This is a genomic window from Acinetobacter kyonggiensis (assembly GCF_900107285.1).
In the GTDB taxonomy this organism is placed as follows: domain Bacteria; phylum Pseudomonadota; class Gammaproteobacteria; order Pseudomonadales; family Moraxellaceae; genus Acinetobacter; species Acinetobacter kyonggiensis.
The window spans coordinates 95,208-119,808 of the sequence record NZ_FNPK01000001.1 but is presented as its reverse complement, the minus strand read 5'-3'; the positions used below and the strand labels follow the sequence as shown (position 1 = coordinate 119,808).

Here is a 24,601-nt window from a genome sequence, read left to right as displayed (position 1 = left end):
CACACATTCTACTCATCTTCTAGATGAGGTTCCAAGCCAATGAATACCAATAAGATCATTGGCTTGGGAAACAGGAAACAAAAGCATTTAAGCGGAGACAGCAATGCAAATTTTTTATGATAAAGACTGTGACTTATCTATCATCCAAGGTAAAAAAGTAGCGATCATTGGTTACGGTTCACAAGGTCATGCGCATGCGCTTAACCTTAAAGATTCTGGCGTTGACGTAACTGTTGGTTTACGTGCTGGTTCTACTTCTTGGAAGAAAGCTGAAAATTCAGGTCTTAAAGTATCTGAAGTTCCTGCTGCTGTTGCTCAAGCTGACGTAGTCATGATCTTGACTCCAGATGAGTTTCAATCACAACTTTATCGTGACGTGATTGAACCAAACATCAAGCAAGGTGCAACTTTAGCATTTGCGCATGGTTTCTCGATTCTTTATAACCAAGTTGTACCACGTGCTGACTTAGACGTGATTATGGTTGCTCCAAAAGCACCAGGTCACACTGTACGTTCTGAATACCAACGTGGTTCAGGCGTACCTGATTTAATCGCGATTCACCAAGATGCTTCTGGTAATGCACGTAATGTTGCACTTTCTTATGCTTCAGGCGTAGGTGGTGGTCGTACAGGTATCATCGAAACTTCATTCCGTGAAGAAACTGAAACTGACCTTTTTGGTGAGCAAGCAGTTCTTTGTGGTGGTGCGGTTGAATTGGTTAAAATGGGTTATGAAACGCTTGTTGAAGCGGGTTATGCTCCAGAAATGGCGTATTTCGAATGCTTGCACGAACTTAAATTGATCGTTGACTTGATGTTCGAAGGCGGTATCGCGGACATGAACTATTCAGTATCGAACAATGCTGAATATGGCGAATATGTAACGGGTACTGAAGTAATTAACGAACAGTCTCGTGAAGCAATGCGTAATGCATTGAAACGTATCCAATCTGGTGAATATGCGAAAATGTTCATTAACGAAGGTGCGATGAACTATCCATCAATGACTGCACGTCGCCGTCAAAATGCTGCACATGGTATTGAAGTAACAGGTAACAAGTTACGTTCGATGATGCCTTGGATTCAAGCGAACAAAATCGTAGATAAAGAAAAGAACTAAGTTCTAATTTCTAAGTTAAAAAGCCCTTGTTTTATAACAGGGGCTTTTTTTATACAAAGTTGTACTTTTCCTCCTTGCGCTTCATTCAAAGCAGTGCTTTGAATTCGCTCATACCTTGGATTCAAGCAAAAAAAATCGTAGACAAAGAGAAAAACTAAGTTTTTTATTGTGTATCGATTAAAAAAAGGCCGCTCATTTGAGCGGTTTTTTTGTGATACATTACGCATAACAGTTTGCATTGTTGAGTGTGCTGAATCATGAAAACGAAATTGTTACTTTGTCTTGCTACGCTGGTTTTTTCTAACATAAGCCAGGCTGAAATAGTGAATGCGACGGAATTAAAACCATTCAGTAATGTCCGTGTTTCTATGCAGCGCATGTTACATTCGAAAGAAGGGCGCTATTTTCTTAGTTTATATGCTGGTATTTGGAATCCACATGCGACTTTATACGACTTTGTTTATCAGCAGGAGATTAATTTAAAAGGGTTGCAAAAAGGCGATCAGCTGACGTTGAAATCGGTTGACTCAGATCAGGTCGAAAATGGGCAATATCAATTCACAGGGCTACTGGATTCAAATACGGGCGACCTGAAGGCACAATTTTCGAAATCTGATCATAGTTTTGAACAATCCATTCAGTTTGAGCCTGTAATCAAAATATTAAATAAACCCAATTTTGTTTTTAAATTTTATGGTCTAGACAACCTAAGTGAGCCTTATAGTACGGTACTAAAACAGATGGATATCGTGAATAAAAATAACAATACGGTTGTGCAAAGTTTGACAGGCTTTACTGCCTTTCCAAAAAGTATCGGTTATATGGATATTAATTTTGATGGTTATTATGACATTGTATTGTCAGATATTTCACAAGCTCGATTGATTAAAGACAGGCGTTATATTTACTGGATGTACAACCCAACAACACAACAATTTCAACGTTCTCCTCAACTTGAAAAGATCGTAGGATTTCCTAATCTACACGGGGGAAAGCGGCAAATTGATTTTGGAAGTGGGCAATTATATCAAGTTGAAAATGGCTTGTTAAATCGGATTGAATAGCCAATTTTATCTAGATCAGGGTGTGGTTAAGGCATAGTTTTATAGATATTCATATGTCTTGGATTGACTTTATGTACTGCAAATAAGCTGGATAATTCATTTTTGATTAAAAATACTTTTATGATTTGGGTTCATGTTTGGTTGGGTGGTATAGATAAAAATTTGGAAACACTTGTACTTGAAGAAGATAAGAAAATATACAGAGTGTCTGGCTTTAAATAGCTTGGAATTAAAAAATAGGACTTTTTGCTCAGCATCTGGTCAAGCAAGATTTTTGTTTGGTGTCTATGAACTAGTTCAGGCTGAGAAGCACAAAAAGCCTTAGAAATGCAGCGGTGAATAACTGTGTTTGGATTTGTCTTGAATGTTGAAGTCATCAGACATGTCAATAAAGTGTCATCTAAAAATCATCAAACTGAAAGAAACAACATCTAAACTCATTTTAAAATAACGATATAGGTGTTGTATGACAAATTTGTATGCGACCAGCCTGCTCAAACAACAAGATTTTCCTGAAAGTTTTCAATTTTATTTTAAAAAAAGTAAGCAAGATCATGTACGTGAGGAAATACAAGTTTTACAAGACTTGGTTCGACCACGCTTAAAAATAGCCATCGTCACAGAAACATGGTCACCAGAAATTAATGGTGTCGCACTCTCTTTGTTACAACTCTGTAAAGGCCTGCAAAAACAAGGTCATAAAATCTTATTGATCCGACCCGAGCAAAAGCAGTCGTGTCAGGAATTTTTGCCCAATAAAGAATGTTTAGTCAAAGCCCAATCTATTCCTAAATATCCATCTTTACAGTTTGGTTGGCCGCAATTTTTAAAGGTCTCGAATGCACTGGACGCTTTTGCACCGAATGTGGTGCATATTGTGACAGAGGGTCCCTTGGGTTTAAGTGTTTTACAGGCGGCAAAAGCAAAAGGAATTCCTGTTTCAAGTGGTTTTCATTCACCATTTCAAGAGTTTAGTCGCTTCTTTGATTTGGCCTTTCTGGTTAAGCCAATTCAGCATTATTTACGTTGGTTTCATAACAATACACAAATGACCTGTATTCCAAGTAAAGAGACAGAATATATTTTAAGACAGTTTGGAGTGTGTTGTCCGTTGGTGGTTGTAGGACGTGGTGTAGATATTGCATGTTTTTCTCCAGAACATTATTCGAATGTGCTGCGTCAACAATGGAAGGTCACTTCAGAAACCAAGGTCATGCTGTATGTGGGGAGGTTATCTCCTGAAAAGGAAATTGATGTTTTGGTGAATGCTTATCGGGCAATGAAGCAAAGAGTAGAACAGGATATAAAATTGGTCATTGTGGGTGATGGGCCAGATCGTGGCCGTTTAGAAACGCTATGCCAAGGTAGTGATGTTATTTTTACGGGAGTTTTAACCGGTTTGAATTTGGCGCAAGCTTATGCCAGTGCAAATGTTTTTGTCTTTGCTAGTCAGGTTGAAACTTTTGGTAATGTGGTGCTTGAGGCGATGGCAAGTGGTTTACCCATTATTGCATATGATTATGCGAGTGCACATTTACATGTCAAACAGGGTGAAACAGGTTGGTTAAGTCCCTTAAGTGATGTGAGCAGTTTGATTCAGTCAATCTATGCCTTACCTAATAATCAGCAGTTGAAATGTATGGGACTTCAAGCGCGAAAAACGGTACAGCATATTGGTTGGCAATACCCAGTACATCAGTTTGAAGAAGCATTGTATGGGGTGGTGAAGGAGATACAAATGACATCCTAAATTTTAAGCCAAAGCTTAAAGGAGAATCATGATGAATTTAAAAAAAGTAAAAATAACGGTGCTGGATCTGGATTTAAAAGGGTGTTTATATTTAAATCATTTTTCACACTCACAAACGGTCGCTTATTTTTTTAAAATCATTAGCCGTTTGGGTGATGGTTTATTTTGGTTGACCATGTTGGCTGGTCTTTGGATGTTGGAAGGGCTATTTTATCTGGTGCAACTGCTTTATCTCATTATTGGTGGGTCTGTCGGAACGGCTATTTATAAAATTTTAAAACAAAAAACCACCCGTCCTCGACCTTATCAAGTGCATCAAGTGATTCGGTTACAAGAGCAACCACTAGATCACTTTAGTTTTCCATCGGGTCACACTTTACATGCAGTTATGGCAAGCACGGTGCTGGGATATATTCAGCCAGTGCTGCTGATTCTGATGTTACCTTTTACCATTTTGGTTGCGATATCACGGATGGTATTGGGTTTACATTATCCAAGTGATGTCTTGGTGGGTGCATTGATTGGTGTGGTCATCGCCAGTGGAATTATTTGCGCTGCACCCTTTTTAAATATCATCTTATAAAAATGTGCTTTTAAAAACCGAAAAACTATTTTTCAATTTTAGGAATTTGTTAAAGTAGCACGATTCATTTAGCGCTAAGGAATACCCATGGGTTTACGTTGGACTGACACCATTGATCTTGCCATTGAACTTTCAGAAGCACATCCAGATGTAGATCCGCAATGGATTCGCTTTACTGACTTACATGCGTGGGTCTGTGCCTTGCCAGATTTTAGTGATGATCCGACCAAATCGACAGAAGGTCTGTTGGAAGGGATTCAAATGGCATGGATTGATGAAGCAAACTAATCCTCAGCTTTCTGCATGTCGAAAAAAGCATTTTTTTTACATATCAAAAGCAGAAAATTGCCCATTATTCGGTATAATGCGCAAAATTTTAACGTCAAATTGACCTAAGGAGCCAATCATGGCTATTGAACGCGCTTTATCTATCGTAAAACCTGATGCTGTTGCTAAAAACAATGTTGGCGAAATTTTTGCTCGTTTTGAAAAAGCGGGTCTTAAAATTGTTGCAACTAAAATGAAACATTTGACTCAAGCTGAAGCTGAAGGCTTCTATGCTGAGCATAAAGAACGTGGTTTCTTTGCTGACCTTGTTGCATTCATGACTTCTGGTCCTGTTGTAGTATCTGTTCTTGAAGGCGAAAACGCTATTCTTGCACACCGTGAAATCCTTGGCGCAACTAATCCTAAAGAAGCTGCTCCTGGTACAATTCGTGCAGACTTCGCAGTAAGCATCGACGAAAACGCTGCGCATGGTTCTGACTCAGTTGCATCTGCTGATCGTGAAGTTAACTACTTCTTCGCTCAAACTGAGATCTGCCCACGTACTCGTTAATTCGAAGTATTCAAACCAGATAAGTGTTATTATACTTATCTGGTTTTTTTATTCTCTGAATAAAGCTTTGCTCACATATTGAGCTTCTCCTTTCATCTTTAGACATGGTTTAGGTAATACACATGAGTACTGAAGTAGTCGCTACAGCAGCAATTTCTGCTGAACAGCCACAATCTCCATCCGCTCCGACGCAGCAAAATACTGTTACGAAAGTGAACTTACTTGGCATGTCACGTCCGCAATTGGAACAATTCTTCGAAGATATCGGGGAAAAGAAATTCCGTGCGGGTCAGGTGATGAAATGGATTCACCAATTTTTTGTCACTGATTTTGCCGAGATGACCAATATCTCAGGCAAGTTACGTGAAAAACTCGAAAAACTTTGTGAAATTAAAGCACCAGAAGTCGTGCATAAAAATTATTCTAAAGATGGTACGCGTAAGTGGGTCTTTCGTGTTGGAGAAGGTGACGGCTCATTGGTTGAAACCGTTCTGATTCCTGCCGAACATCGCAGTGGTTTACGTCGCACGTTATGTATTTCTTCACAAGTCGGTTGCGCACTCGATTGTTCATTTTGTTCAACCGGTAAACAAGGTTTTCAGCGTGATTTAACCCCTGATGAAATTATTGGCCAATTATGGGTAGCAAACTATTCCTATATGGAAGATGTACCTGTTGCTGACCGTGAGCGCTCGGTGACCAATGTGGTGATGATGGGTATGGGTGAGCCTCTACTCAATTATGATGCAGTCCTCAGCTCAATGCGCATTATGCTCGACGACTTTGCTTATGGCATGTCTAAACGCCGTGTGACTTTGTCAACTTCAGGTGTGGTGCCGAAAATTGATCAGTTGGTCAAAGATATTGATGTTGCTTTGGCGATTTCATTGCATGCGCCAAATGATGAATTGCGTAATGAATTGGTGCCTATTAATAAAAAATATCCGTTAGCGCAATTGATTGCTGCGTGTCAGCGTTATATTGCAAAAGACGGTAATGAAAGTTCACGTAAACACGTGACCATTGAATATGTCATGTTGGATGGGGTGAATGATCATCCTGAGCATGCACAGCAAATGATTAAGTTGTTAAAGAACTTACCGAGTAAAATTAATTTAATTCCATTTAATCCATTCCCGCATGCCCCATATGGTCGCTCAAGTCGTAACCGTATTCTTTCTTTCCAAAAAACTTTGTCTGATGCTGGTTTTGTGTGTACGATTCGTCAGACACGCGGTGATGATATTGATGCTGCATGTGGACAGTTGGTGGGTCAAGTGGCTGATCGTACACGTCGTGCGGAACAGTGGAAAAAGAAAGTAGCGCAGCAGAATGAGATTATGCGCTCGCAAGGATAATAAAGGGGGATGCCAATTGAGAAAGCCCACATATAAATTAGCATTTATGACAGCAATAGGTTTGTCTGCTATTTTTATGACTGCTTGTCAAACACCGACAACAACAATGGGTAAGAAAGACCCTGAAAAGGCTGTTAAAGTTCGGACTCAATTGGCAGCCGAATATATTAAATCTGGAGAGCTAGATTCGGCAAAACGTGCTTTAGATCAGGCACTGGATATCGACTCTCGTGATTCAGCAGCCAATATGATGATGGGAATTTTACTGCAACAAGAGGGCAGTAAAACCAGTATGGATAAAGCAGAAGCCTATTTTAAGCGTGCAATTTCTGCTGATCCTAAAAATGCACAAGCCCGTAACAACTATGGTACTTATTTGTATCAAGTTGAGCGTTATAATGATGCCATTGAACAGCTTAATGTGGCAGGAACGACACTGGGCTATGATCAACGTTATAAAGCTTTGGAAAATGTAGGACGAATTTATTTAAAACTAGGCGATGTTGCGAATGCTGAAAAATCATTCAAACAAGCCCTGCAAGTGAATCGTGATTCCTCTATTTCAATGTTAGAGTTGTCAGAAATTTTTTATTTGAAACAACAGACCGCTGCTGCGACACAATTGTATGAACAATTTGTGCGTGGGGTTGGTCAGAAAAATCAAGGTGCACGTGCGCTTTGGATTGGTATCCGGATTGCACGAGCAAATAGTGACACGATGGGAATGCAGGAGCTTGTGAATCAATTACGAGCTCTGTTCCCAGAAAGTCCAGAATACCAACGTTATCTGCAATTAAAGTACAGTACTGAGGCCGTATGGAAGTAAATCCTAATTCACAGCAATCGAATGGTTCAAGCGTAGTACCCAATGCATTAGGAAATATTCAGCGTCCAGGTGAGTACTTACGTCAAATTCGAATTGCACAAAAGCGTGAATTAAATGACGCTGCCAAAGATTTGAATATCCCTTTGAAAACTTTGACAGCTTTAGAGCAAGATGACTATAAGGCTTTACCTGAAGCAACCTTTATTAAAGGTTACTATCGTACCTATGCAAAATACTTAAAGGCAGATGCAAGCAGTATTATTCAGCGTTTTGATGAAATTTATCAAAATGATACAGGCTTGTTGCCCAACCATGCTTTAAACAATTCACCGATTAAAATTATGGGTAAACTCTCAGGTTCTAATAGTGATCGTAATAAAAAGTGGTTAAAGCGCATGGTTATTGCTGGCGTGATCCTAGTGATTTTGGCTATTGCAGCTATGGCGATACAAAATTGGTCAGCAAGCAAAAGTGATAGTCGTGATGTTGCTCCAGCGGAATCAGATGTAGAAGTATTGAATTTAGATAATTCAACAGCTGTATCTGGTGATCAATTGGAGCTAGAGTTTAGTCAACCGACTTCTGTTCATATTGTTGATTCGACTGGGAAGGTGCTCGCAACAGGTCGTCAAGCCGCGACAGTGAAATTGAATGGTGAAACCCCGTTCCAAATTCGCCTTGATGATGCATCGGTTGTAACCTTAACCTTGAATAATGAAAAAATTGCTTTGTCACCTTATACAGTGAATGGCAAAGCAGACTTCCGTTTGTCACGTTAATGGGTCAAGAGAAGAGCGATATTCATGATTGTAAATCCAATTAAGCGTCGTCCCACTCGTAAAATTCGTGTTGGTTCAGTCTACGTGGGTGGCGATGCACCAATTAGCATCCAGAGTATGACCAATACTGAAACCTGTGATGTCGCTGCAACGGTTGCGCAAATTCAACGTTGTGCCGAAGCGGGTGCGGACATCATGCGTGTTTCTGTGCCTTCAATGGAAGCCGCAGCCGCTTTTGGTGAAATTCGTAAGCAAGTCAGTGTACCTTTGGTTGCTGATATTCATTTTGACTATAAAATTGCTTTGGCCGTAGCAGATGCCGGTGCGGATTGTTTACGTATCAATCCGGGTAATATTGGTTCTGAAGCAAAAATTCGTGAAGTGGTTGCTGCCGCAAAATATCATGATATTTCGATGCGTATCGGGGTGAATGCTGGTTCGTTAGAAAAAGATATTCAGAAAAAATATGGTGAGCCAACGGGTCAGGCATTGCTTGAGTCAGCCATGCGCCACATTGATATTTTAGACCGTTTAAATTACCAAGAATTTAAAATTTCAGTGAAAGCATCCAATGTGTTTTTAACCATGGATGCCTACCGTCTGTTGTCTCAACAGATTGATAATCCGTTGCATTTGGGTGTGACCGAAGCAGGGATTTATCGTACTGGTTCAGTGAAATCTGCGATTGCGTTAGGTGGTCTATTGATGGAAGGTATCGGTGATACGATGCGTATTTCATTGGCGGCTGAACCTGAAGAAGAAGTGAAAATTGGTTTTGATATTTTAAAATCACTGAGCTTACGTTCCAATGGCATTAACTTTATTGCTTGTCCAAGTTGTTCACGTCAAGAATTTAACGTGATTGCTGTGATGCAAGCTTTAGAAGAACGTTTGGAAGATATTCGTACGCCAATGGATGTATCTGTCATTGGATGTAAGGTGAATGGCCCAGGCGAAGCCAAAGAAGCCGATATTGGCGTTGTGGGTGCTGCACCGCGTTCACTGGTATATCGTAATGGTGAAAAAAGCCATTTAATTGATACTAATCAGTTGGTTGATGAAATCGAAACGATGGTTCGTCAACGTGTAGTCGAGCTTGAAGAAGCTAAATCTAAAGAAATTATTCGCACAAGTTTTTGAGTAGGTCATGAGTTCAATTGTCGCAATCAAAGGTTTTAATGACGTTCTGCCAACGCAAACTGCTGCGTGGAGACGTCTTGAGCAACATTTAGCATCACTTATGGATGCGTATGGTTATCAGCAGATTCGTTTGCCTATCGTTGAACAAACCAATTTGTTCAAACGCTCAATTGGTGACGCGACGGATATTGTCGAAAAAGAAATGTATACATTTCTGGACAAAGGTAATCCACCAGAGTCTTTGACTTTACGTCCAGAAGGAACAGCTGGTTGTGTTCGTGCCATGCTTGAGCATAATTTGCTTCGTGGTGCGACCCCTCGTGTGTGGTATATCGGTCCAATGTTCCGTTATGAAAAACCACAAAAAGGTCGCTACCGTCAGTTTCATCAATTTGGTGTGGAAACATTTGGTGTTGCTACACCTGACCAAGATGCTGAATTGATTCTAATGACCGCACGTTTGTGGAAACGCATGGGTGTTGCCGATAAAGTTCAGCTTGAACTGAATACTTTGGGTGAGTCGGACGAACGTGCAGAATACCGTGCGGCATTGGTTGAATTTTTGAACCAGCATAAAGCTGAATTAGATGAAGATTCGCAGCGCCGTTTAACCACCAATCCATTGCGTATTTTGGATTCTAAAGATGCGCGTACACAACAAATCCTTGAAAATGCACCAAAACTGCATGATTTCATGGGTGAAGACAGCATGAATCACTTTGCGACCTTGCAACAGTATTTAACTGATGCAGGCGTAGAATTTGTGATTAACCAAAAATTGGTACGTGGTCTCGACTACTACAACAAAACTGTCTTTGAATGGACAACGACACATTTAGGTTCACAAGGCACCATTTGTGCAGGTGGTCGTTACGACGGTCTGGTGGGTCAATTGAAAGGCAAGGCCGATCAATCTGTACCTGCTGTTGGTTTTGCTATGGGAATGGAGCGTTTACTGCTTCTACTTGAGCAAGTTGAAGACCAGACACCAGTACGTGATTGCGAAGTGTTCTTATTATCAGATGCTGCATTGCAAGGTAAAGCATTGCTTCTGGCAGAACAAATTCGTAACCAACTGGAAGCAGAAAATAGTAATATTCGTCTGAAAGTCGGTTCACAAGGTTCGATGAAGAGCCAAATGAAAAAAGCAGATCAGTCCGGCGCTATTTTTGCTGTGATTGTCGGTGAGCGTGAGTGGGAAGCGCAGCAATTAACCGTGAAAGAATTGGCGACTGCCGAGCAAACTGAAGTTGCCGTGGCAAATGTTGTACCATTCTTCATTCAAAAATTTTCTTCAAAATAAGCTTAAAAAACATAAGGAAAAGGTAATCACATGAACGCATTGAGTGATGATGAACAACTTGATAGCTTAAAATCTTTCACTAAAAAATATGGTTCTGCCATGATTAGTGGGATTCTAATTGCGTTGATTGCCTTTTTCGGTTGGGAATATTGGCAGAAGAAAAATTTGGCTGAATCACAAATGGAAACAGCCAAAGTTCAACAGTTGATGGATGATGCGAAGAATGCACAAGGCAATCCCAATGCATTTAATGCTTTATCTGCAATTGCGGACAAAATTGTCAAAGACGCACCCGATTCTGCACAAGCCATTCAAACGCAATTGCTCATGGCAAAATTGGCTTATGACAAAGCGGATTATGCACATGCAGAACGCGCATTGAAAAAAGTTGAAAATTCTAAGCTAGATGATACTGGCTTGGTTCAAGTGGTTAAACTGCGTTTGGCTTATGCTCAGCTTGCTCAAAATAAATATGATGAAGCAATTAAAACCTTATCTTTGGTGACGGATCCTGCTTTTAAAGCGACAGCTGATGAAGCACGCGGTGATGTGTATGTTGCTAAAAATGATATCGAAAATGCGAAAAAATCCTATCAAAGTGCATGGGATGCACTGGTTGAACGCCAACAAGAACGTCAAATTTTACAAATTAAACTCGAAAGTGTCGGCGTTTTAGTTGATGATCCTGAAGTTGAACGCCCAATTTTAGAAACACAAGTGGATGAGTCATGATGGATAGAAAATACAAAATACCTTTTGCGCTAACAATTTTAACCTTTGCACTTGTTGGCTGTTCAACAAATAAAATTAAAGTGGAGAAGGTTAAACCCAATCCATTGCCGAAACTCGTCCAAGCAAAAAGTCTTGTTCCTGTATTTTCTCATAGCGTTTCTTCAACCAGTGAAGAAGATCCATTACGTCTGCGTTTAGATGTGGACAATGGGGTGGTTTTCGCCCTTGATCCTAAAGGTGAAGTAAGTGCTTACCAAGGAAAGCAACGTCTATGGGAAAAACAAGTTTCTAAACAGGGCTTAAGCTCTGGTGTAGAAGCCAGTGAAGGGACTGTTGTTGTTGGGAATAAAAAGGGTCAACTGTTTGCCCTTGATCAAGCCACAGGTGAACAAAAGTGGACAGCACAGTTATCAGGTGCTTTATTGTCGGCTTCATTGATTCAATCTGGTCGCGTGATTAGCGTCAGCAACGACGGTACTGTTTATGCCCATGATCTGGCGACAGGTCAGCAAGTTTGGACATACAATTTGCCGAATGTACAATTTAGCTTACGTGGCATGGCATCCCCTGTTGCACTTGATTCGCGTACAGTTTTAATTGCTTCATCCAATGCTTATGTCTATGCGCTTGATGTGTTAAGTGGTATACCGCGTATGCAGCGCCGTGTTGCAGTCAGTGAAGGTCGTTCAGATATTCAACGTCTAAATGATATTGATGGTGATCCTGTCGTTGCAGGACAATTTTTGGTGACGACCAGTTTTCAAGGACAGGTCACTGTGACTGATTTAGCTTCACAACAAGTGGTGTGGAGTGAAGATGCAAGCAGTATTTTACGTCCAGAAGTATTTAATAACACCGTTTATGTTGCTCAAGCTGATGGTAAAATTACGGCTTATGCACTGACAACAGGTGAACAACTGTGGCAAAACGACAGTTTGCTGAATCGTCAATTAAGCAATCCTGTTGTTCTTGGTCAAGACCTTGTAGTGGGTGATCTTGATGGTGTATTACACTTAATTGATCCAACTTCTGGGCAACTGATTGGTCGTTCAAAAACCAGTGGTGAAGTACGTTCATTACGTGTAATTGATAATCAGCTGTATGTTTCCACTCGAAAGGGTGCGTTAAGCGTTTGGCAGAATCGTTAATTTTGTTCTAGCTTATGTTAAACTAGGCGAAATCCGTATTTTTTGAACACGGGGTATTTGAAAATTTTCAATGCCCCGTGTTTTATTTAGTTATTTATATTTTATTTTCTTCCATTGTTTCTGATGTTCAGACCAGTCTCACTGGCTGATTTTGAATAAAGGTTAATCTATGAAACCCGTAATTGCGCTCATTGGTCGTCCGAACGTCGGAAAATCAACATTATTTAATCAGATTACCAAGAGCCGTGATGCACTCGTTGCTGACTTTGCTGGTCTTACGCGTGACCGTAAATATGGCGATGCTGTTTTCCAAAATAAATCATTTATTGTGGTCGATACTGGCGGTATTGGCGAAAGTGAAGGTGGTATTGATGCCTATATGGCAGAACAGTCTAAAACCGCCATCAATGAAGCAGATATTATTGTTTTTGTAGTCGATGCACGCGCAGGACTACTTGCATCTGATGAACAGATTGCCCGTGAAATTCGTACTTTGGGTAAAAAAGTTTACCTCGTGGCGAATAAAGTCGATGGCGTTCATGCTGAAGCTGCTGTGGTTGAGTTTTATCAACTGGGCTTTGGTGAGCCATTACACGTTGCGGCCAGTCATGGTCGTGGTGTGGCACAAATGCTTGAGGAAGTGCTTGAAGACGTTCCTGAAGATGAAGATGGTGCTGCACACGATAAAGCAACAGGTCTGCGTTTAGCGATTATTGGTCGTCCAAACGTCGGTAAGTCGACCTTGGTTAACCGTTTGTTGGGTGAAGAGCGTGTAGTCGCATTTGACGAACCGGGTACAACACGTGATTCGATTTATATTCCTTTTGAGCGTGATGGTCGTCAATACACCTTAATTGATACCGCAGGTGTGCGCCGTAAAGGTAAAGTAGATGAAATGATTGAGAAATTCTCAATTGTTAAAACTTTACAAGCGATCAAAGATGCCCATGTCATTGTGGTTGTTCTAGATGCCCGTGAGGGTGTAGTAGAGCAAGACCTCCATTTAATTGGCTATGCTTTAGAAGCAGGTCGTGCCATGGTGATTGCCATCAATAAATGGGACAACATGACGGACTACGACCGCAAGCAATGTAAGCTTGATGTTGACCGTCGTTTTGACTTTATTCCATGGGCAAAAGTGCATCTCATTTCTGCATTACATGGTACAGGGGTAGGTGAGTTATATCCTTCAATCCATCGTGCTTATGATTCTTCGCATTTAAAAGTTTCACCTGCGAAAATTACGCAGATTTTGAATGATGCGACTGAAGCACATCAACCGCCGATGATTAGTGGTCGTCGTATTAAAATGCGTTATGCGCATATGGGTGGACAAAATCCACCAACGATTGTAGTTCATGGTAATAAGGTGGATAAAACCCCAGCAGATTATCGCCGTTATCTTGAGAATGTATTTCGTAAAGTTTATAAGCTTGAAGGTACACCGGTTCGAATTGAGTTTAAAACGTCTGAAAATCCATTTGAAGGTCGTAAGTCTCAAGTGAATGAGCGTGTGTTAGCACGTAAACGTCGTTATGTGCAGAAATTTAAAAAGGCTGCTAAGAAATATAAAAGCTAATTGATTTGGTTTAGATAGCAGAAAGCCCGAAGTTTACTTTGGGCTTTTTTCTTTTAAGATGTGATGATATTTTTTGATCAGGTGATTGATGTGACCAGACTGATACGTGTAGATGTGGATACACTGGAGCATATTGTACCATTATCTCCAACATTGGATCGTAAGGCTAAAATTCAGCTGCAAAAGCAGGCGGTCTATGGTTATCGCAATCAATTGTTGTCCGAGCAATTACAGATTGAGTTACAACAACAGGATTTTGCTCAGACCGAGTACGGCAAACCCTATTTAATCAATTTTCCTAAATTCTATTTCAATCATAGCCATAGCCACAAACATTATGCCTTAGCAAGTAGTCGGCAGATGCACGATTTGGGTGTGGATGTTGAAGACTTAGACCGCAAGGTACGCTTTGATGCATTAGCAGCACATGCATTTCATCCCAATGAATTACAGCATTGGCATGCCTTAGCACAAGATCGGCATTATTGGTTTAAGGTTTGGACCACCAAAGAAGCAGTTTTAAAAGCCGCAGGGTTGGGGGTGCGTTTGAACTTAAATGAATTAGAAACGCGGGTGCATCCAATTCATGATGGTGGATTATGTTATCACCCCTTAATTGGGACATTTGCCTATCAAAATTTTCATTTGGCGCAGGTGATGCTTACGGTTGCATGGCGTTCCGAAGCTTCTTGTAATGGTTTTGCTTTTCCCAAAATTCAAATTATTTCTGCGTTATAGTTTGTTAAGAAATTTTTAAATGGGATGGTTGCTAAAAATGTCTGATCGAAAAGAGATAGAAACGGTGCAGAAGGAAATGATCGCAATATTAAATGTGATGTTGGTTGTGTGTGGCTAAATATGAAGTTTATTGCATAGGGTATTTGGTTGAGTAAAGCTTTATGGAATATAAAAGCCTATCGAAAGACAGGCTTTTTTTGATGGAACTTATTTTCTTTTGGCCAGTATGCGATTGCCGATTCGATTGACAAACTGTGGACTCATGCCCGACAGGGTAAAGAGCAGTTTGCTTTTCAAGCCCACAGGCTGGTGTGTTGGTGTAAAGATCGTATCTTGGCGTTGCACCAATTGATAAATCTGTTCTGCGACATCATGGGCGCTTAAATGTACCCCCATATTTTGAATGCTGCCAGCATCCATATCTTTAACCATAGTGGTTTGTACAAACAGTGGCATCACATCTAAAACCCGTATGCCATATTTTTGCCATTCAATGTCTAATCCTTCGGTAATGCCGCGCACGGCAAACTTACTGGCAGAATAAGACACCAAATCAGCCTGTCCATAAATAGCTGAAGCCGAAGATAAGTTAATGATTCGAGCAAACGAGGCTTGTTTTAAAAAGGGCAAAGCTGCATGGCAACCATTTAAAACCCCTTTGACATTAATGTCGATGGTACGATGATGTGCGGCAATATCGGTCTGTTCAAAAGCACCTGAATATAAAATCCCTGCATTATTGACCAACACATTAATTTCACCTGCCCAAGCCTGAAATTCGCTTAGCGCCTGTTGCCATTGACTATAGTTGGACACATCTAGTAACCCTGCTTTGGCCTGTGGTCCCCATTGTTGGGCCAGTTTTTGCGCTTGAACAGCGTTAATATCATAAATGCCCACTTTGTAGCCATGTTGATAAAACAGCGTTGCAATTGCAGCGCCAATGCCTTGTGCTGCCCCACTAATAAATATACTGTGCATGTCATTTTCCCTGTTTATTTTGTTTTTGTCGCGCTTCGGTTTTGCATTTATTTGACTTGAGCATAACAAATATTAACAGTGAAAATCTAAGTTTATATAACGTGATTGGAGTGATAAAAACGTGGATGAGTTATTGGCAGTGATGCGTGAGTTACGTGAAAAATGTCCATGGGATCAACAACAAACACCAGAAAGTTTAACCAAATATGCCATAGAAGAGGCTTATGAAGTGGAAGCCGCGATTCGAGACGGTAACACCGATGAAATTCGAGATGAACTGGGTGATCTGCTGCTGCAAGTGGTTTTTCAAGCGCAAATGTTTAGCGAGCAGGGAGCTTTTAATTTTGACGATGTCGTGCAGGCGATCACTGAAAAATTAATTCGTCGTCATCCACATGTATTTCAGGCAGAACAATTTTCACCATTAAGTTCTGCGGATGTTGCGGTGCTGTGGAAGCAAATTAAGCAGCAAGAAAAACAGGGCAAAGCTCAATCTCGTTTAGATGAGATTAAACATGGACCTGCCCTTCAACAGGCAGATGCAATCCAAAAAAATGCAGCACATATCGGTTTTGATTTTGCTGATATTGCAGGTGCTTATGGAAAATTAAATGAAGAATTAGCTGAATTGCAGCAAGCGATAGACAATCAAAATTCCGACGAAATATTCGACGAATTTGGGGATTGCTTATTTTCACTGATCAATGTTGGACGTAAACTTGGCGTGTCGAGTGAAATGGCACTTTTAAGCACCATTCATAAATTTAGAACACGCTTTGCTTTCATTGAAGATCAGGCTGGACAAAAACAGCAAAAAATTGAAGCGCTTTCTTTAGCAGAAATGGATCAATTGTGGGAGCAGGCGAAACAACAATTAAAATAATAGGTGTGCAATGAAAAAAATAACACAGTTACTTCAGCGTATTTTTTATTTAGGAGTATTTATCTCCTTGTTGGGCGGGTCGACTCTTTATGCGCAACAATTTGACCAACAATATTTAAAGTGGAAGGCGGAACAAGAAGCCCAAGATGCACGTTTAAAAATTCCACGTGTCTCCACAACCCAAAATCATTATTTGGCAAAGCCGGCTTTACAAGCATCCAGTGCTGCTAAAATAAGTTTGAATCAAGCCAATTTAGCGCAATTACAAGAATTATCGGGTATTGGATTAAAAAAAGCAGAAGCGATTATTGCCTATCGTCAAAAAAATGGAAAATTTAAAAACATTGAGGAATTGCAGCAGGTGAAGGGCATTGGGCCTGCTTTATTTGCCAAGAATAAAGACCGATTAGGTCTGTAATTTATGCTTTAGGTGAGTACGAAGGGGCGAACAATATATCGAGCATTGAGATAATCAAATTGCCCTTTGATTGTGTTAGATATATGATTAGCGTCATCTTAGATATTTTACGTTCAGACGTAGGAGACAGCGTCTTTTGCAAACTTTGCACGCGTCAAAATGTGGTTTATCAACCGCTCAATTACCTTCTTACATCTTAGATGTTATCGATGCCTTAACCAAGGCAGGCTTTGAAGCGTATATCGTTGGTGGTGGTGTTCGTGACTTAATGTTGGGTCTAAATCCTAAAGATTTTGATGCCGTCACCAATGCTACACCTGCTCAAGTGAAAGAAGTTTTCGGACGACGTTGTCGTATTATTGGACGACGTTTTGAGCTTGCTCATGTTTATTCCGGTCGAGAACTGGTCGAAGTTGCGACTTTCCGTGCGCCACCGAAAAAAGCGGTCACTTCTGCTTCGGGCATGATTTTACGAGATAATAATTGGGGCACGATTGAGCAAGATTTTGCTCGCCGTGATTTTTCGATTAATGCGATGTATTATCAACCACGTAAAGGCATCGTACTCGATTTTTGTCATGCCATTGATGACATAAAAAATAAAACTTTACGCTTACTGGGCGATCCAACTTTACGTTTTGAAGAAGATCCTGTCCGTATGCTGCGTACTTTACGCTTTGCAGCAAAATTGAATTTTAGTATTGCACCTGACATTTTAGAGGTTTTTACCCCTGAAATGACCCAGTTGCTACGTGATATTTCTCCGCATCGTTTATATGATGAATCGCAGAAATTATTCACTATGGGGCATTTGAATCGTGTGCTCCCGATGCTGATCGATTTTGATATTTGGCGTCAGCTCTTTGCAGACATCGATCCAGAGATCTCAACCTTTATTGAACGTGCTGCCATCAATACTGATCAACGTATTCAAATAGGTAAAACCATCAATCCTGCATTTTTCTATGCGGTTTTGTTATGGAAACCTTTTTTAGAGCGTTGTGAGTTTTATGCAAATAAAGGCATGGTTGCTGCTGAAGCGCGAGCACAAGCGGGTTTAGATGTTTTAAAACGTCAAGCCACGCGAACCATTATTCCACGTTTTGCAGAAACCTTTATTCGTGAAGTTTGGGAAATGCAAACCCGTTTGCTTAGCCCTAAACCACAGCAAATTCAAGCCTTGTCTACCCATGCACGTTTCCGTGCAGGATTTGACTTCCTGTTACTTCGAGAGAAGTCAGGTGATCAAAGCACACAAGGCATGGGAACGTGGTGGGATTCGTATCAGTTGATGAGCACCGATGAAAAAGAACGTGCCATTAGTCAATACAACCGCCAACGTGCAAAAAGCCGTCGTAAAGCTCAAACTGGGGATGTGGTTGAGCCTAAATCGGTGTCTGTTGAGATTGAGCCTTTGGTTCAAGAGACTGCACCACGCAGTCGTCGTGAGCGCAGCAGGGACAGAAGCAAACCTGAAAGACCTGTTCAAATGGTGACTTCAGGGGGTTCGGAAATTCGAGCAGATCACCCAATTTTAAAACGTAAACGGGTCAAACGCGATTTAAACCAAGTGGTCTTTGGGCCGACACAATGACCACTGTAACTTATATTGGTTTAGGCAGTAACTTGGGTGACTCACGGCAAATTCTGATCGAAGCTGTGCAAAAGCTGGCAACGCTTGGAACAGTGAAAACATCGAAGTTATATCAAAGTCCGCCCATGGGACCACAAGACCAACCGAATTATTTAAATGCGGTGGTACAGTTGCAAACCGATTTAGCCCCTTTGGCTTTATTAGACCAATTGCAATGTTTTGAGCAAGAGTCTGGTCGAGTACGTTTACGCCATTGGGGTGAACGGACTTTAGATTTAGACTTACTGGTCTATGGTCAGCAACACATACACAATGCTCGTTTAACGGTGCCACATGTTGGGCTGTTTGAGCGAGATTTTGTGGTGATCCCTTTGTTAGACTTAGATGTAAATATAGAAATCAAAGCACAACGATTAAAAGATTTACCCGTGGTACAACATCCGACAGTTGCTGTTTTGGATGATGACTCTTGGTCAAATATTTAATTTAGACATGTTCTTGGAACGTGTTAGAGGAACATCTTGATGATTAGTCTCAGTGACTTAAGACAATTTAAAACCAATGGCCGCAAATTTTCTTGTTTGACTTGTTACGACGCCAGTATGGCGAAAGCAATGGAACTTGCACAAGTCGACAGTATTTTAATTGGCGATTCTTTGGGGATGGCGATTCAGGGACGTGATTCAACGTTGCCCGTTACTGTAGAAGATATGGCTTACCATACAGCAGCAGTACGCCGTGGTAATCAGCATGCCTTTATTATGACCGATTTGCCGTTTATGAGTTACGCCACTTTAAATGATGCTTTAAGCAGTTCAAAAACTGTGATGCAAGCGGGTGCGCAAATGGTCAAAATGGAAGGCGGTGCATGGTTAAGTGAAATCGTCACTGTTTTGACCCGAAATGGTATTCCAGTCTGTGTACATTTAGGTTTAACCCCACAATCGGTGCATGTCTTTGGTGGCTATAAACTACAAGCACGTACACGTGAAGCTGCGGATCGCTTAATTGCTGATTGTAAAGCAGTGGTTGAAGCGGGTGCATCTTTATTATTATTAGAATGTGTGCCTGCACAATTAGGCAAAGAAATTAGTGAATTGTTTCCTGATGTGCCTGTGATTGGTATTGGGGCGGGTGTCGATACTGACGGTCAAGTACTGGTTGTTCAAGATATGCTGGGCTTGACCTTTGGTCGCGTGGCTAAATTTGTGCGTAACTTTATGAAAGAACAAGCGGGAGAAACTGCAATTTTGGATGCTTTTAAAGCCTACCATGCTGCGGTACTAGAGGGCTCTTTCCCTGCTAAAGAACACACTTTTCAAGTCGAGCTGTAAACATGAAAACAGAAACCACGATTCAAGGATTATCAGCGTCACTCAGTCCAGCTCGATCAGCGCGAAAAATTATTGGTTTTGTTCCGACCATGGGAAATTTACACGAAGGTCATTTAAACTTGGTGCGTGAAGCACGTAAATTATGTGATGTCGTGGTGGTCAGTATTTTTGTCAATCCCATTCAATTTGGTCCAAATGAAGATTTTGAAAATTATCCGCGTACTTTGGAGCAGGATAGTCGTTTGTTAGCCGATGTGGGTTGTGACATTGTTTTTGCGCCTACCGTTGAACAAATGTATGGTAACAAACCACGCTTCACCAATATTAGCGTGTCTGATATCACCAATGATTTATGTGGTTTACAGCGTCCAGGTCACTTTGATGGCGTGGCAGTGGTTGTCACAAAATTGTTTAACATTGTACAGCCGAATTTTGCTTTCTTTGGACAAAAAGATTATCAGCAACTGGCGGTGATTCGTCAGTTTGTACGTGATTTGAATATTCCGTTAGAAGTGATAGGTGTACCAATTACGCGTGCAGAAGATGGTTTGGCACTTAGTTCGCGTAATGGCTATTTAACTGAAGAACAGCGTAAAATAGCACCGACCATTTTCCAAAGTTTAAAAGCGGCTGAACAAGAGCTACACAATGGTGTTAGTCTTGTAGAAGTGTTAGAAAATATTAAGCATACGTTGACACAAGTTGGTTTTATTGTGGATTATGTGGAAGCACGTACACCTGAATTGCAAAAAATTGAAGAATTTAATCAGAATGTTATTCTATTTATTGCGGCTAAATTAGGAACTACTCGACTGATTGATAACTTACAAGTTAAACAAACGGTATAGTTTTAAGCAAACAGCATAAGCTAAAGGATAGCCTTGCCATGAAGCGTATTTTAATCGTTACAGGACAATCTGGATCAGGAAAATCATCTGCCTTGCAGGTGCTTGAGGATCTAGGTTACTACTGTATTGATAATTTACCTTTGGCCTTGCTGCCTGAAATTGTGGCGAAGCTGGATCGTGAAAATAATCTAGAGCAATTGGCTTTAGGGGTGGATGTCCGTAGTACTCGCGCAGATTTGCAAGAATTTGACCATGTTTTTGAACAATTACAGAAACATGGTTCGGTTGATATTATTTATTTGACCACGCAAGACCAAGAATTGATTTCTCGTTTTAGTGCATCACGTCGCCCACATCCTTTAGCCAGTCGTTTTAAAAGTTTGACTGAATGTATTCAGGAAGAAAAAACATTATTACTTCCGATACAATTACGCTCAACAGTACATATTGATACCACCGATAAAAGTGTGCATGATTTAAAGCACACTTTATTGTCCAAACTTGGGCAATCGGATAACTTAATTTTAATTTTACAATCTTTTGGTTATAAACACGGTATTCCACTTGATGCCGATTATGTGTTTGACGTACGTCATTTGCCTAATCCACATTGGGATTTGGAGTTGCGAAAATATTCAGGGTTAGATTTACCTGTGCAACAGTTTTTGCTACAAAGTGAACAAACCAATGAGATGTTCCAAGATATTTACCATTTTTTAGATAAGTGGTTGCCTGCCTTTGCCGAAGGTCACCGTCACTATATGACAGTGTCCATTGGGTGTACGGGAGGGCAGCACCGTTCAGTATATATCGTGGATAGACTTAAAAAAGCCCTTGAGGAAAAATGGTCTATTCAGGTCTTACACAGGGAAATGAAGCACTGGTCATGATTGACACAACTGTTGACGTAATTAATAAACTAGGTTTACATGCGCGTGCGTCTGGAAAGCTAATCGAAGTCACCACCAAATTTCGTTCATCGATTCAAATTGGTAAAGGTGATAAATTAGTTGATGCAAAAAATATTATGTCCTTGCTCATGCTTGGTGCAGGCAAGGGCACAACTTTACGTTTAGTGCTTGATGGTGCAGATGAAGAACAAGCTTTATCTGAAATTCAGGCACTATTTGCAGCAAAATTTTACGAGGCAGATTAATCGTGGCACGTCGACCGCAACAGCGTTTTACTGAAGATGACTTTGACACTTTAGAAGGGCGTGCAAGTAAAACCGAACAAAAAAAAGCAGTGCAACGTATGGCTGCTTTAGGTGAACAATTGGCTGAATTGAGCCTGAAACAAATTCAGAAACTTCCAGTGGAAGAGCGTTTAATTGATGCTTTGTTAGATGTGCGTAGTATTACTTCACATGAAGCACGTCGTCGCCAATTTTTACGTATTGGTAAATTGTTGCGTAATGAAGATGAAACCGTAATTTTATCTTATTTAACGCCACAGCAAGGTGCGAAAAAAACAGCACAATTGAACCGTTGGGTAGATCGTATGATTGCTCAAGGTGATCCTGTGATTAAGGAATTTATGAAAGCGCATAATGCGGCAGAGCATCATCCAATTCGTCAGCATATTTTGCGTATTCATCGTGATATTGCAAAACAATTGACTGAAGATGAATTGGCCGCTTCAAAGCTCAAATTGTTTAATTACATCCAACAAGTGGCTTTAATTTCAGACAATTAATTTGTTTACCTTTAAAGTAAAAAAAAGCGGCTCTTGTGAGTCGCTTTTTTTATTGCTCAAAACCTTCTTCATGTGCAGAAGGTTAAAGAGAACTAATTAAATTCACTGACAGCACGTTCTTTTGCCCAATCACGTAAGATGAATTTTTGTAGTTTCCCTGTCGATGTCTTGGGAATTTCGGTAATGATAATATCTTTTGGCACTTTAAAACGTGCTAAATGCTGCTTGCAAAACTCAACCAGTTCTTCAGCTGTTGCTGTTTTACCATTTTTAAGCTCCACAAAGGCACATGGAACTTCTTGCCAACGTGGATCAGGTTTGGCAACCACGGCCACAGTGAGTACGGCAGGATGTTTATATAAGATTTCTTCGACTTCAAGTGACGAAATATTTTCACCTCCTGAAATAATCACGTCTTTTGAGCGATCGGTAATTTTGGCATAACCATCGGGTTGGCAAACAGCAAGATCACCAGTATGGAACCATCCACCAGCAAAGGCTTCAGCGGTTGCTTCGGGGTTCTTTAAGTAGCCTTTCATGACAATGTTGCCACGGAACATAATCTCGCCCATGCTTTGTCCATCATGAGGCACTTCTTGCATGGTTTCAGGATCAAGTACTTTCATGCTGTCTTGCAGCGGATAAGGTACGCCTTGACGTGAATGGAGTTGTGCTTGTTCTTGAATGGACAAATCACTCCAGCCTGCCTGTGAGGCACAAAGTGCAGAAGGGCCATAGGTTTCCGTTAAGCCATACACGTGAGTCACATTAATCCCAATATTACGCATGCCTTCAATGGTTGTCGCAGGTGGCGCGGCTCCTGCAACCATGACCTCGACACGGTGGTCAAAGGCCGTTTTTTTATCTTCTGGGGTATTAATTAGCATCGATAAAACAATAGGCGCACCGCAGAAATAATTGACTTTATGTTCAGCAATTAATTTGAAAATCAGCTCCGCATCGACTTTACGTAAACAGACGTTAGTGCCACCGTTGGCGGCCATAGTCCATGCAAAGCACCAGCCATTACAGTGGAATAGGGGAAGGGTCCATAAATAGGTTGCACGAGGTGTCATGCCACAAGCAATGATATTACTGGCTGCATTGATATAAGCACCACGGTGATGGTAAACCACGCCTTTAGGATTGCCTGTGGTTCCAGAAGTGTAACTTAAACTGATTGCATCCCATTCATCTTGAGGTAAATGCCATTCAAAATTTTCATCACCGTCAAGCAGCCAGTCTTCATATTCAATTTGACCAATCGGGGTCGAAAATCCATACTCATATTCAGCATCATCGACATCAATCACATAGATGTCTTGCGAAACCAGTGCCAGTGCTTCTGTGGCAACTGCTGCAAATTCAGGATCGACCAATAACACTTTAGTTTCCGCATGTTCCAGCATGAAAGCTAAAGTTTTGGCATCTAGACGGGTATTTAATGTATTGAGTACAGCACCCGCCATAGGAACAGCAAAGTGCGCTTCAATCATGGCAGGAATGTTGGGAAGCAGTGCAGAAACGGTATCATTTTTACCGATGCCGAGTTTTTGGAGTTGGCTAGCAAACTGACGGCAACGATTGTATGTTTCACGCCAAGTAATACGACGCTGACCATAAATAATCGCATGTTGATTTGGATAGATATATGCCGCACGATCAAGATAGCGTAGCGGTGACAACGCTACAAAATTTGCGGGAGTACGCGGTAATTCATCGTATGCGCTAACCATTTTAAAACTCCATTCTATATTTATTTTAAAACCCTGCCGAAAAGATATGCACTTCTAAAGGGTCTTGCATTTAGGCTTTAGTCGAGTGTTTTTTTTAAACTTATAACATGTTGAATATTAATAAAATTATTTTATTGTACTTGGCCTTTTTGAA

At 40.8% G+C, this 24,601-nt stretch carries 26 protein-coding genes; 24 read left to right on the top strand and 2 right to left on the bottom strand.

The window, feature by feature from the left end:
- The first annotated feature begins 103 nt into the window (after positions 1–103).
- The 15 genes from ilvC to BLV99_RS00485 all read left to right on the top strand — a co-directional run bounded on the left by ilvC (position 104) and on the right by BLV99_RS00485 (position 14,958).
- Positions 104–1,120: a ketol-acid reductoisomerase gene (gene ilvC / locus BLV99_RS00560; RefSeq protein ID WP_086165021.1), complete on the top strand. Its 1,017-nt coding sequence runs from the start codon at positions 104–106 to the stop codon at positions 1,118–1,120.
- Positions 1,121–1,377: 257 nt separating this feature from the next.
- Positions 1,378–2,184: an XAC2610-related protein gene (locus BLV99_RS00550; RefSeq protein ID WP_092686666.1), complete on the top strand. Its 807-nt coding sequence runs from the start codon at positions 1,378–1,380 to the stop codon at positions 2,182–2,184.
- Between the two features lie 466 nt (positions 2,185–2,650).
- A complete protein-coding gene (locus tag BLV99_RS00545) occupies positions 2,651–3,934 on the top strand; it encodes a glycosyltransferase family 4 protein (protein WP_092686663.1) in 1,284 nt (427 codons plus the stop codon).
- 31 nt (positions 3,935–3,965) lie between these two features.
- Positions 3,966–4,517: a phosphatase PAP2 family protein gene (locus tag BLV99_RS00540; protein WP_086183796.1), complete on the top strand. Its 552-nt coding sequence runs from the start codon at positions 3,966–3,968 to the stop codon at positions 4,515–4,517.
- A gap of 87 nt (positions 4,518–4,604) precedes the next feature.
- The gene (iscX, locus tag BLV99_RS00535) at positions 4,605–4,805 is read left to right on the top strand and encodes a Fe-S cluster assembly protein IscX (RefSeq protein ID WP_004649840.1); all 201 of its coding nucleotides are present in this window, start codon (positions 4,605–4,607) and stop codon (positions 4,803–4,805) included.
- Between the two features lie 118 nt (positions 4,806–4,923).
- Positions 4,924–5,355 carry a nucleoside-diphosphate kinase gene (ndk, locus tag BLV99_RS00530; protein ID WP_004649839.1) on the top strand — a complete coding sequence of 144 codons (432 nt, stop codon included), beginning with the start codon at positions 4,924–4,926 and terminating at the stop codon, positions 5,353–5,355.
- Between the two features lie 122 nt (positions 5,356–5,477).
- On the top strand, positions 5,478–6,713 hold the full coding sequence (gene rlmN, locus BLV99_RS00525) for a dual-specificity RNA methyltransferase RlmN (protein WP_092686660.1): 1,236 nt from the start codon (positions 5,478–5,480) through the stop codon (positions 6,711–6,713).
- A 46-nt stretch (positions 6,714–6,759) separates the two neighbouring features.
- Positions 6,760–7,539 carry a type IV pilus biogenesis/stability protein PilW gene (gene pilW / locus BLV99_RS00520; RefSeq protein ID WP_086183794.1) on the top strand — a complete coding sequence of 260 codons (780 nt, stop codon included), beginning with the start codon at positions 6,760–6,762 and terminating at the stop codon, positions 7,537–7,539.
- Positions 7,530–8,318, top strand: a complete 789-nt coding sequence (locus BLV99_RS00515) for a helix-turn-helix domain-containing protein (protein ID WP_086183793.1) — start codon at positions 7,530–7,532, stop codon at positions 8,316–8,318. Before pilW ends, BLV99_RS00515 begins: the two co-directional genes overlap by 10 nt.
- A 24-nt stretch (positions 8,319–8,342) precedes the next feature.
- Entirely contained in the window at positions 8,343–9,458 is a 1,116-nt protein-coding gene (gene ispG, locus BLV99_RS00510) for a flavodoxin-dependent (E)-4-hydroxy-3-methylbut-2-enyl-diphosphate synthase (RefSeq protein ID WP_092686658.1), read from the top strand.
- A 7-nt stretch (positions 9,459–9,465) separates the two neighbouring features.
- Positions 9,466–10,761: a histidine--tRNA ligase gene (gene hisS, locus BLV99_RS00505; RefSeq protein ID WP_086183791.1), complete on the top strand. Its 1,296-nt coding sequence runs from the start codon at positions 9,466–9,468 to the stop codon at positions 10,759–10,761.
- A gap of 30 nt (positions 10,762–10,791) precedes the next feature.
- Complete coding sequence (locus tag BLV99_RS00500; protein WP_086183790.1) at positions 10,792–11,493, top strand: YfgM family protein; 702 nt, start codon at positions 10,792–10,794, stop codon at positions 11,491–11,493.
- Positions 11,493–12,641 carry an outer membrane protein assembly factor BamB gene (gene bamB, locus BLV99_RS00495; protein WP_086183789.1) on the top strand — a complete coding sequence of 383 codons (1,149 nt, stop codon included), beginning with the start codon at positions 11,493–11,495 and terminating at the stop codon, positions 12,639–12,641. Before BLV99_RS00500 ends, bamB begins: the two co-directional genes overlap by 1 nt.
- A 169-nt stretch (positions 12,642–12,810) precedes the next feature.
- The gene (gene der / locus BLV99_RS00490) at positions 12,811–14,220 is read left to right on the top strand and encodes a ribosome biogenesis GTPase Der (RefSeq protein WP_086165008.1); all 1,410 of its coding nucleotides are present in this window, start codon (positions 12,811–12,813) and stop codon (positions 14,218–14,220) included.
- Between the two features lie 90 nt (positions 14,221–14,310).
- Positions 14,311–14,958, top strand: a complete 648-nt coding sequence (locus BLV99_RS00485) for a 4'-phosphopantetheinyl transferase family protein (protein WP_092687124.1) — start codon at positions 14,311–14,313, stop codon at positions 14,956–14,958.
- Positions 14,959–15,165: 207 nt separating this feature from the next.
- Here the strand turns inward: BLV99_RS00485 and BLV99_RS00480 are convergent, their stop codons facing one another.
- Positions 15,166–15,939, bottom strand: a complete 774-nt coding sequence (locus tag BLV99_RS00480; RefSeq protein ID WP_092686655.1) for an SDR family oxidoreductase — start codon at positions 15,937–15,939, stop codon at positions 15,166–15,168.
- A gap of 121 nt (positions 15,940–16,060) precedes the next feature.
- On the opposite strand from BLV99_RS00480, the gene mazG reads away from it, so the two are divergent.
- The 9 genes from mazG (at position 16,061) to yjgA (ending at position 22,711) form a co-directional block, all read left to right on the top strand.
- A complete protein-coding gene (gene mazG / locus BLV99_RS00475; RefSeq protein WP_092686652.1) occupies positions 16,061–16,822 on the top strand; it encodes a nucleoside triphosphate pyrophosphohydrolase in 762 nt (253 codons plus the stop codon).
- A 10-nt stretch (positions 16,823–16,832) separates the two neighbouring features.
- Positions 16,833–17,240 (top strand): ComEA family DNA-binding protein, encoded by a 408-nt coding sequence (locus BLV99_RS00470; protein WP_092686649.1) that lies wholly within the window; start codon positions 16,833–16,835, stop codon positions 17,238–17,240.
- 136 nt (positions 17,241–17,376) lie between these two features.
- Positions 17,377–18,834, top strand: a complete 1,458-nt coding sequence (pcnB, locus tag BLV99_RS00465; protein WP_086183784.1) for a polynucleotide adenylyltransferase PcnB — start codon at positions 17,377–17,379, stop codon at positions 18,832–18,834.
- Positions 18,831–19,319, top strand: coding sequence for a 2-amino-4-hydroxy-6-hydroxymethyldihydropteridine diphosphokinase (gene folK / locus BLV99_RS00460; protein WP_092686646.1), 489 nt, complete (start codon positions 18,831–18,833; stop codon positions 19,317–19,319). The genes pcnB and folK overlap by 4 nt, the downstream gene beginning before the upstream one ends.
- Positions 19,320–19,358: 39 nt before the next feature.
- On the top strand, positions 19,359–20,168 hold the full coding sequence (gene panB, locus BLV99_RS00455) for a 3-methyl-2-oxobutanoate hydroxymethyltransferase (RefSeq protein ID WP_092686643.1): 810 nt from the start codon (positions 19,359–19,361) through the stop codon (positions 20,166–20,168).
- Between the two features lie 2 nt (positions 20,169–20,170).
- A complete protein-coding gene (panC, locus tag BLV99_RS00450) occupies positions 20,171–21,016 on the top strand; it encodes a pantoate--beta-alanine ligase (RefSeq protein ID WP_086183783.1) in 846 nt (281 codons plus the stop codon).
- A 38-nt stretch (positions 21,017–21,054) separates the two neighbouring features.
- Positions 21,055–21,906: an RNase adapter RapZ gene (rapZ, locus tag BLV99_RS00445; RefSeq protein ID WP_004649821.1), complete on the top strand. Its 852-nt coding sequence runs from the start codon at positions 21,055–21,057 to the stop codon at positions 21,904–21,906.
- Positions 21,903–22,172, top strand: a complete 270-nt coding sequence (locus tag BLV99_RS00440; RefSeq protein WP_034696949.1) for an HPr family phosphocarrier protein — start codon at positions 21,903–21,905, stop codon at positions 22,170–22,172. The genes rapZ and BLV99_RS00440 overlap by 4 nt, the downstream gene beginning before the upstream one ends.
- A gap of 2 nt (positions 22,173–22,174) precedes the next feature.
- A complete protein-coding gene (yjgA, locus tag BLV99_RS00435; protein ID WP_086183782.1) occupies positions 22,175–22,711 on the top strand; it encodes a ribosome biogenesis factor YjgA in 537 nt (178 codons plus the stop codon).
- Between the two features lie 92 nt (positions 22,712–22,803).
- On the opposite strand, the gene BLV99_RS00430 is transcribed toward yjgA, so the two are convergent.
- The gene (locus BLV99_RS00430; protein WP_092686641.1) at positions 22,804–24,447 is read right to left on the bottom strand and encodes an acyl-CoA synthetase; all 1,644 of its coding nucleotides are present in this window, start codon (positions 24,445–24,447) and stop codon (positions 22,804–22,806) included.
- Positions 24,448–24,601 lie beyond the last annotated feature (154 nt).

Bases quoted from the DNA above. Each gene is read 5' to 3' on its own strand.
- ilvC (WP_086165021.1), top strand. From the start codon at position 104: ATGCAAATTTTTTATGATAAAGACTGTGACTTATCTATCATCCAAGGT.
- BLV99_RS00550 (WP_092686666.1), top strand. From the start codon at position 1,378: ATGAAAACGAAATTGTTACTTTGTCTTGCTACGCTGGTTTTTTCTAAC.
- BLV99_RS00545 (WP_092686663.1), top strand. From the start codon at position 2,651: ATGACAAATTTGTATGCGACCAGCCTGCTCAAACAACAAGATTTTCCT.
- BLV99_RS00540 (WP_086183796.1), top strand. From the start codon at position 3,966: ATGAATTTAAAAAAAGTAAAAATAACGGTGCTGGATCTGGATTTAAAA.
- iscX (WP_004649840.1), top strand. From the start codon at position 4,605: ATGGGTTTACGTTGGACTGACACCATTGATCTTGCCATTGAACTTTCA.
- ndk (WP_004649839.1), top strand. From the start codon at position 4,924: ATGGCTATTGAACGCGCTTTATCTATCGTAAAACCTGATGCTGTTGCT.
- rlmN (WP_092686660.1), top strand. From the start codon at position 5,478: ATGAGTACTGAAGTAGTCGCTACAGCAGCAATTTCTGCTGAACAGCCA.
- pilW (WP_086183794.1), top strand. From the start codon at position 6,760: ATGACAGCAATAGGTTTGTCTGCTATTTTTATGACTGCTTGTCAAACA.
- BLV99_RS00515 (WP_086183793.1), top strand. From the start codon at position 7,530: ATGGAAGTAAATCCTAATTCACAGCAATCGAATGGTTCAAGCGTAGTA.
- ispG (WP_092686658.1), top strand. From the start codon at position 8,343: ATGATTGTAAATCCAATTAAGCGTCGTCCCACTCGTAAAATTCGTGTT.
- hisS (WP_086183791.1), top strand. From the start codon at position 9,466: ATGAGTTCAATTGTCGCAATCAAAGGTTTTAATGACGTTCTGCCAACG.
- BLV99_RS00500 (WP_086183790.1), top strand. From the start codon at position 10,792: ATGAACGCATTGAGTGATGATGAACAACTTGATAGCTTAAAATCTTTC.
- bamB (WP_086183789.1), top strand. From the start codon at position 11,493: ATGGATAGAAAATACAAAATACCTTTTGCGCTAACAATTTTAACCTTT.
- der (WP_086165008.1), top strand. From the start codon at position 12,811: ATGAAACCCGTAATTGCGCTCATTGGTCGTCCGAACGTCGGAAAATCA.
- BLV99_RS00480 (WP_092686655.1), bottom strand. From the start codon at position 15,939: ATGCACAGTATATTTATTAGTGGGGCAGCACAAGGCATTGGCGCTGCA.
- BLV99_RS00470 (WP_092686649.1), top strand. From the start codon at position 16,833: ATGAAAAAAATAACACAGTTACTTCAGCGTATTTTTTATTTAGGAGTA.
- folK (WP_092686646.1), top strand. From the start codon at position 18,831: ATGACCACTGTAACTTATATTGGTTTAGGCAGTAACTTGGGTGACTCA.
- panB (WP_092686643.1), top strand. From the start codon at position 19,359: ATGATTAGTCTCAGTGACTTAAGACAATTTAAAACCAATGGCCGCAAA.
- panC (WP_086183783.1), top strand. From the start codon at position 20,171: ATGAAAACAGAAACCACGATTCAAGGATTATCAGCGTCACTCAGTCCA.
- rapZ (WP_004649821.1), top strand. From the start codon at position 21,055: ATGAAGCGTATTTTAATCGTTACAGGACAATCTGGATCAGGAAAATCA.
- BLV99_RS00440 (WP_034696949.1), top strand. From the start codon at position 21,903: ATGATTGACACAACTGTTGACGTAATTAATAAACTAGGTTTACATGCG.
- BLV99_RS00430 (WP_092686641.1), bottom strand. From the start codon at position 24,447: ATGGTTAGCGCATACGATGAATTACCGCGTACTCCCGCAAATTTTGTA.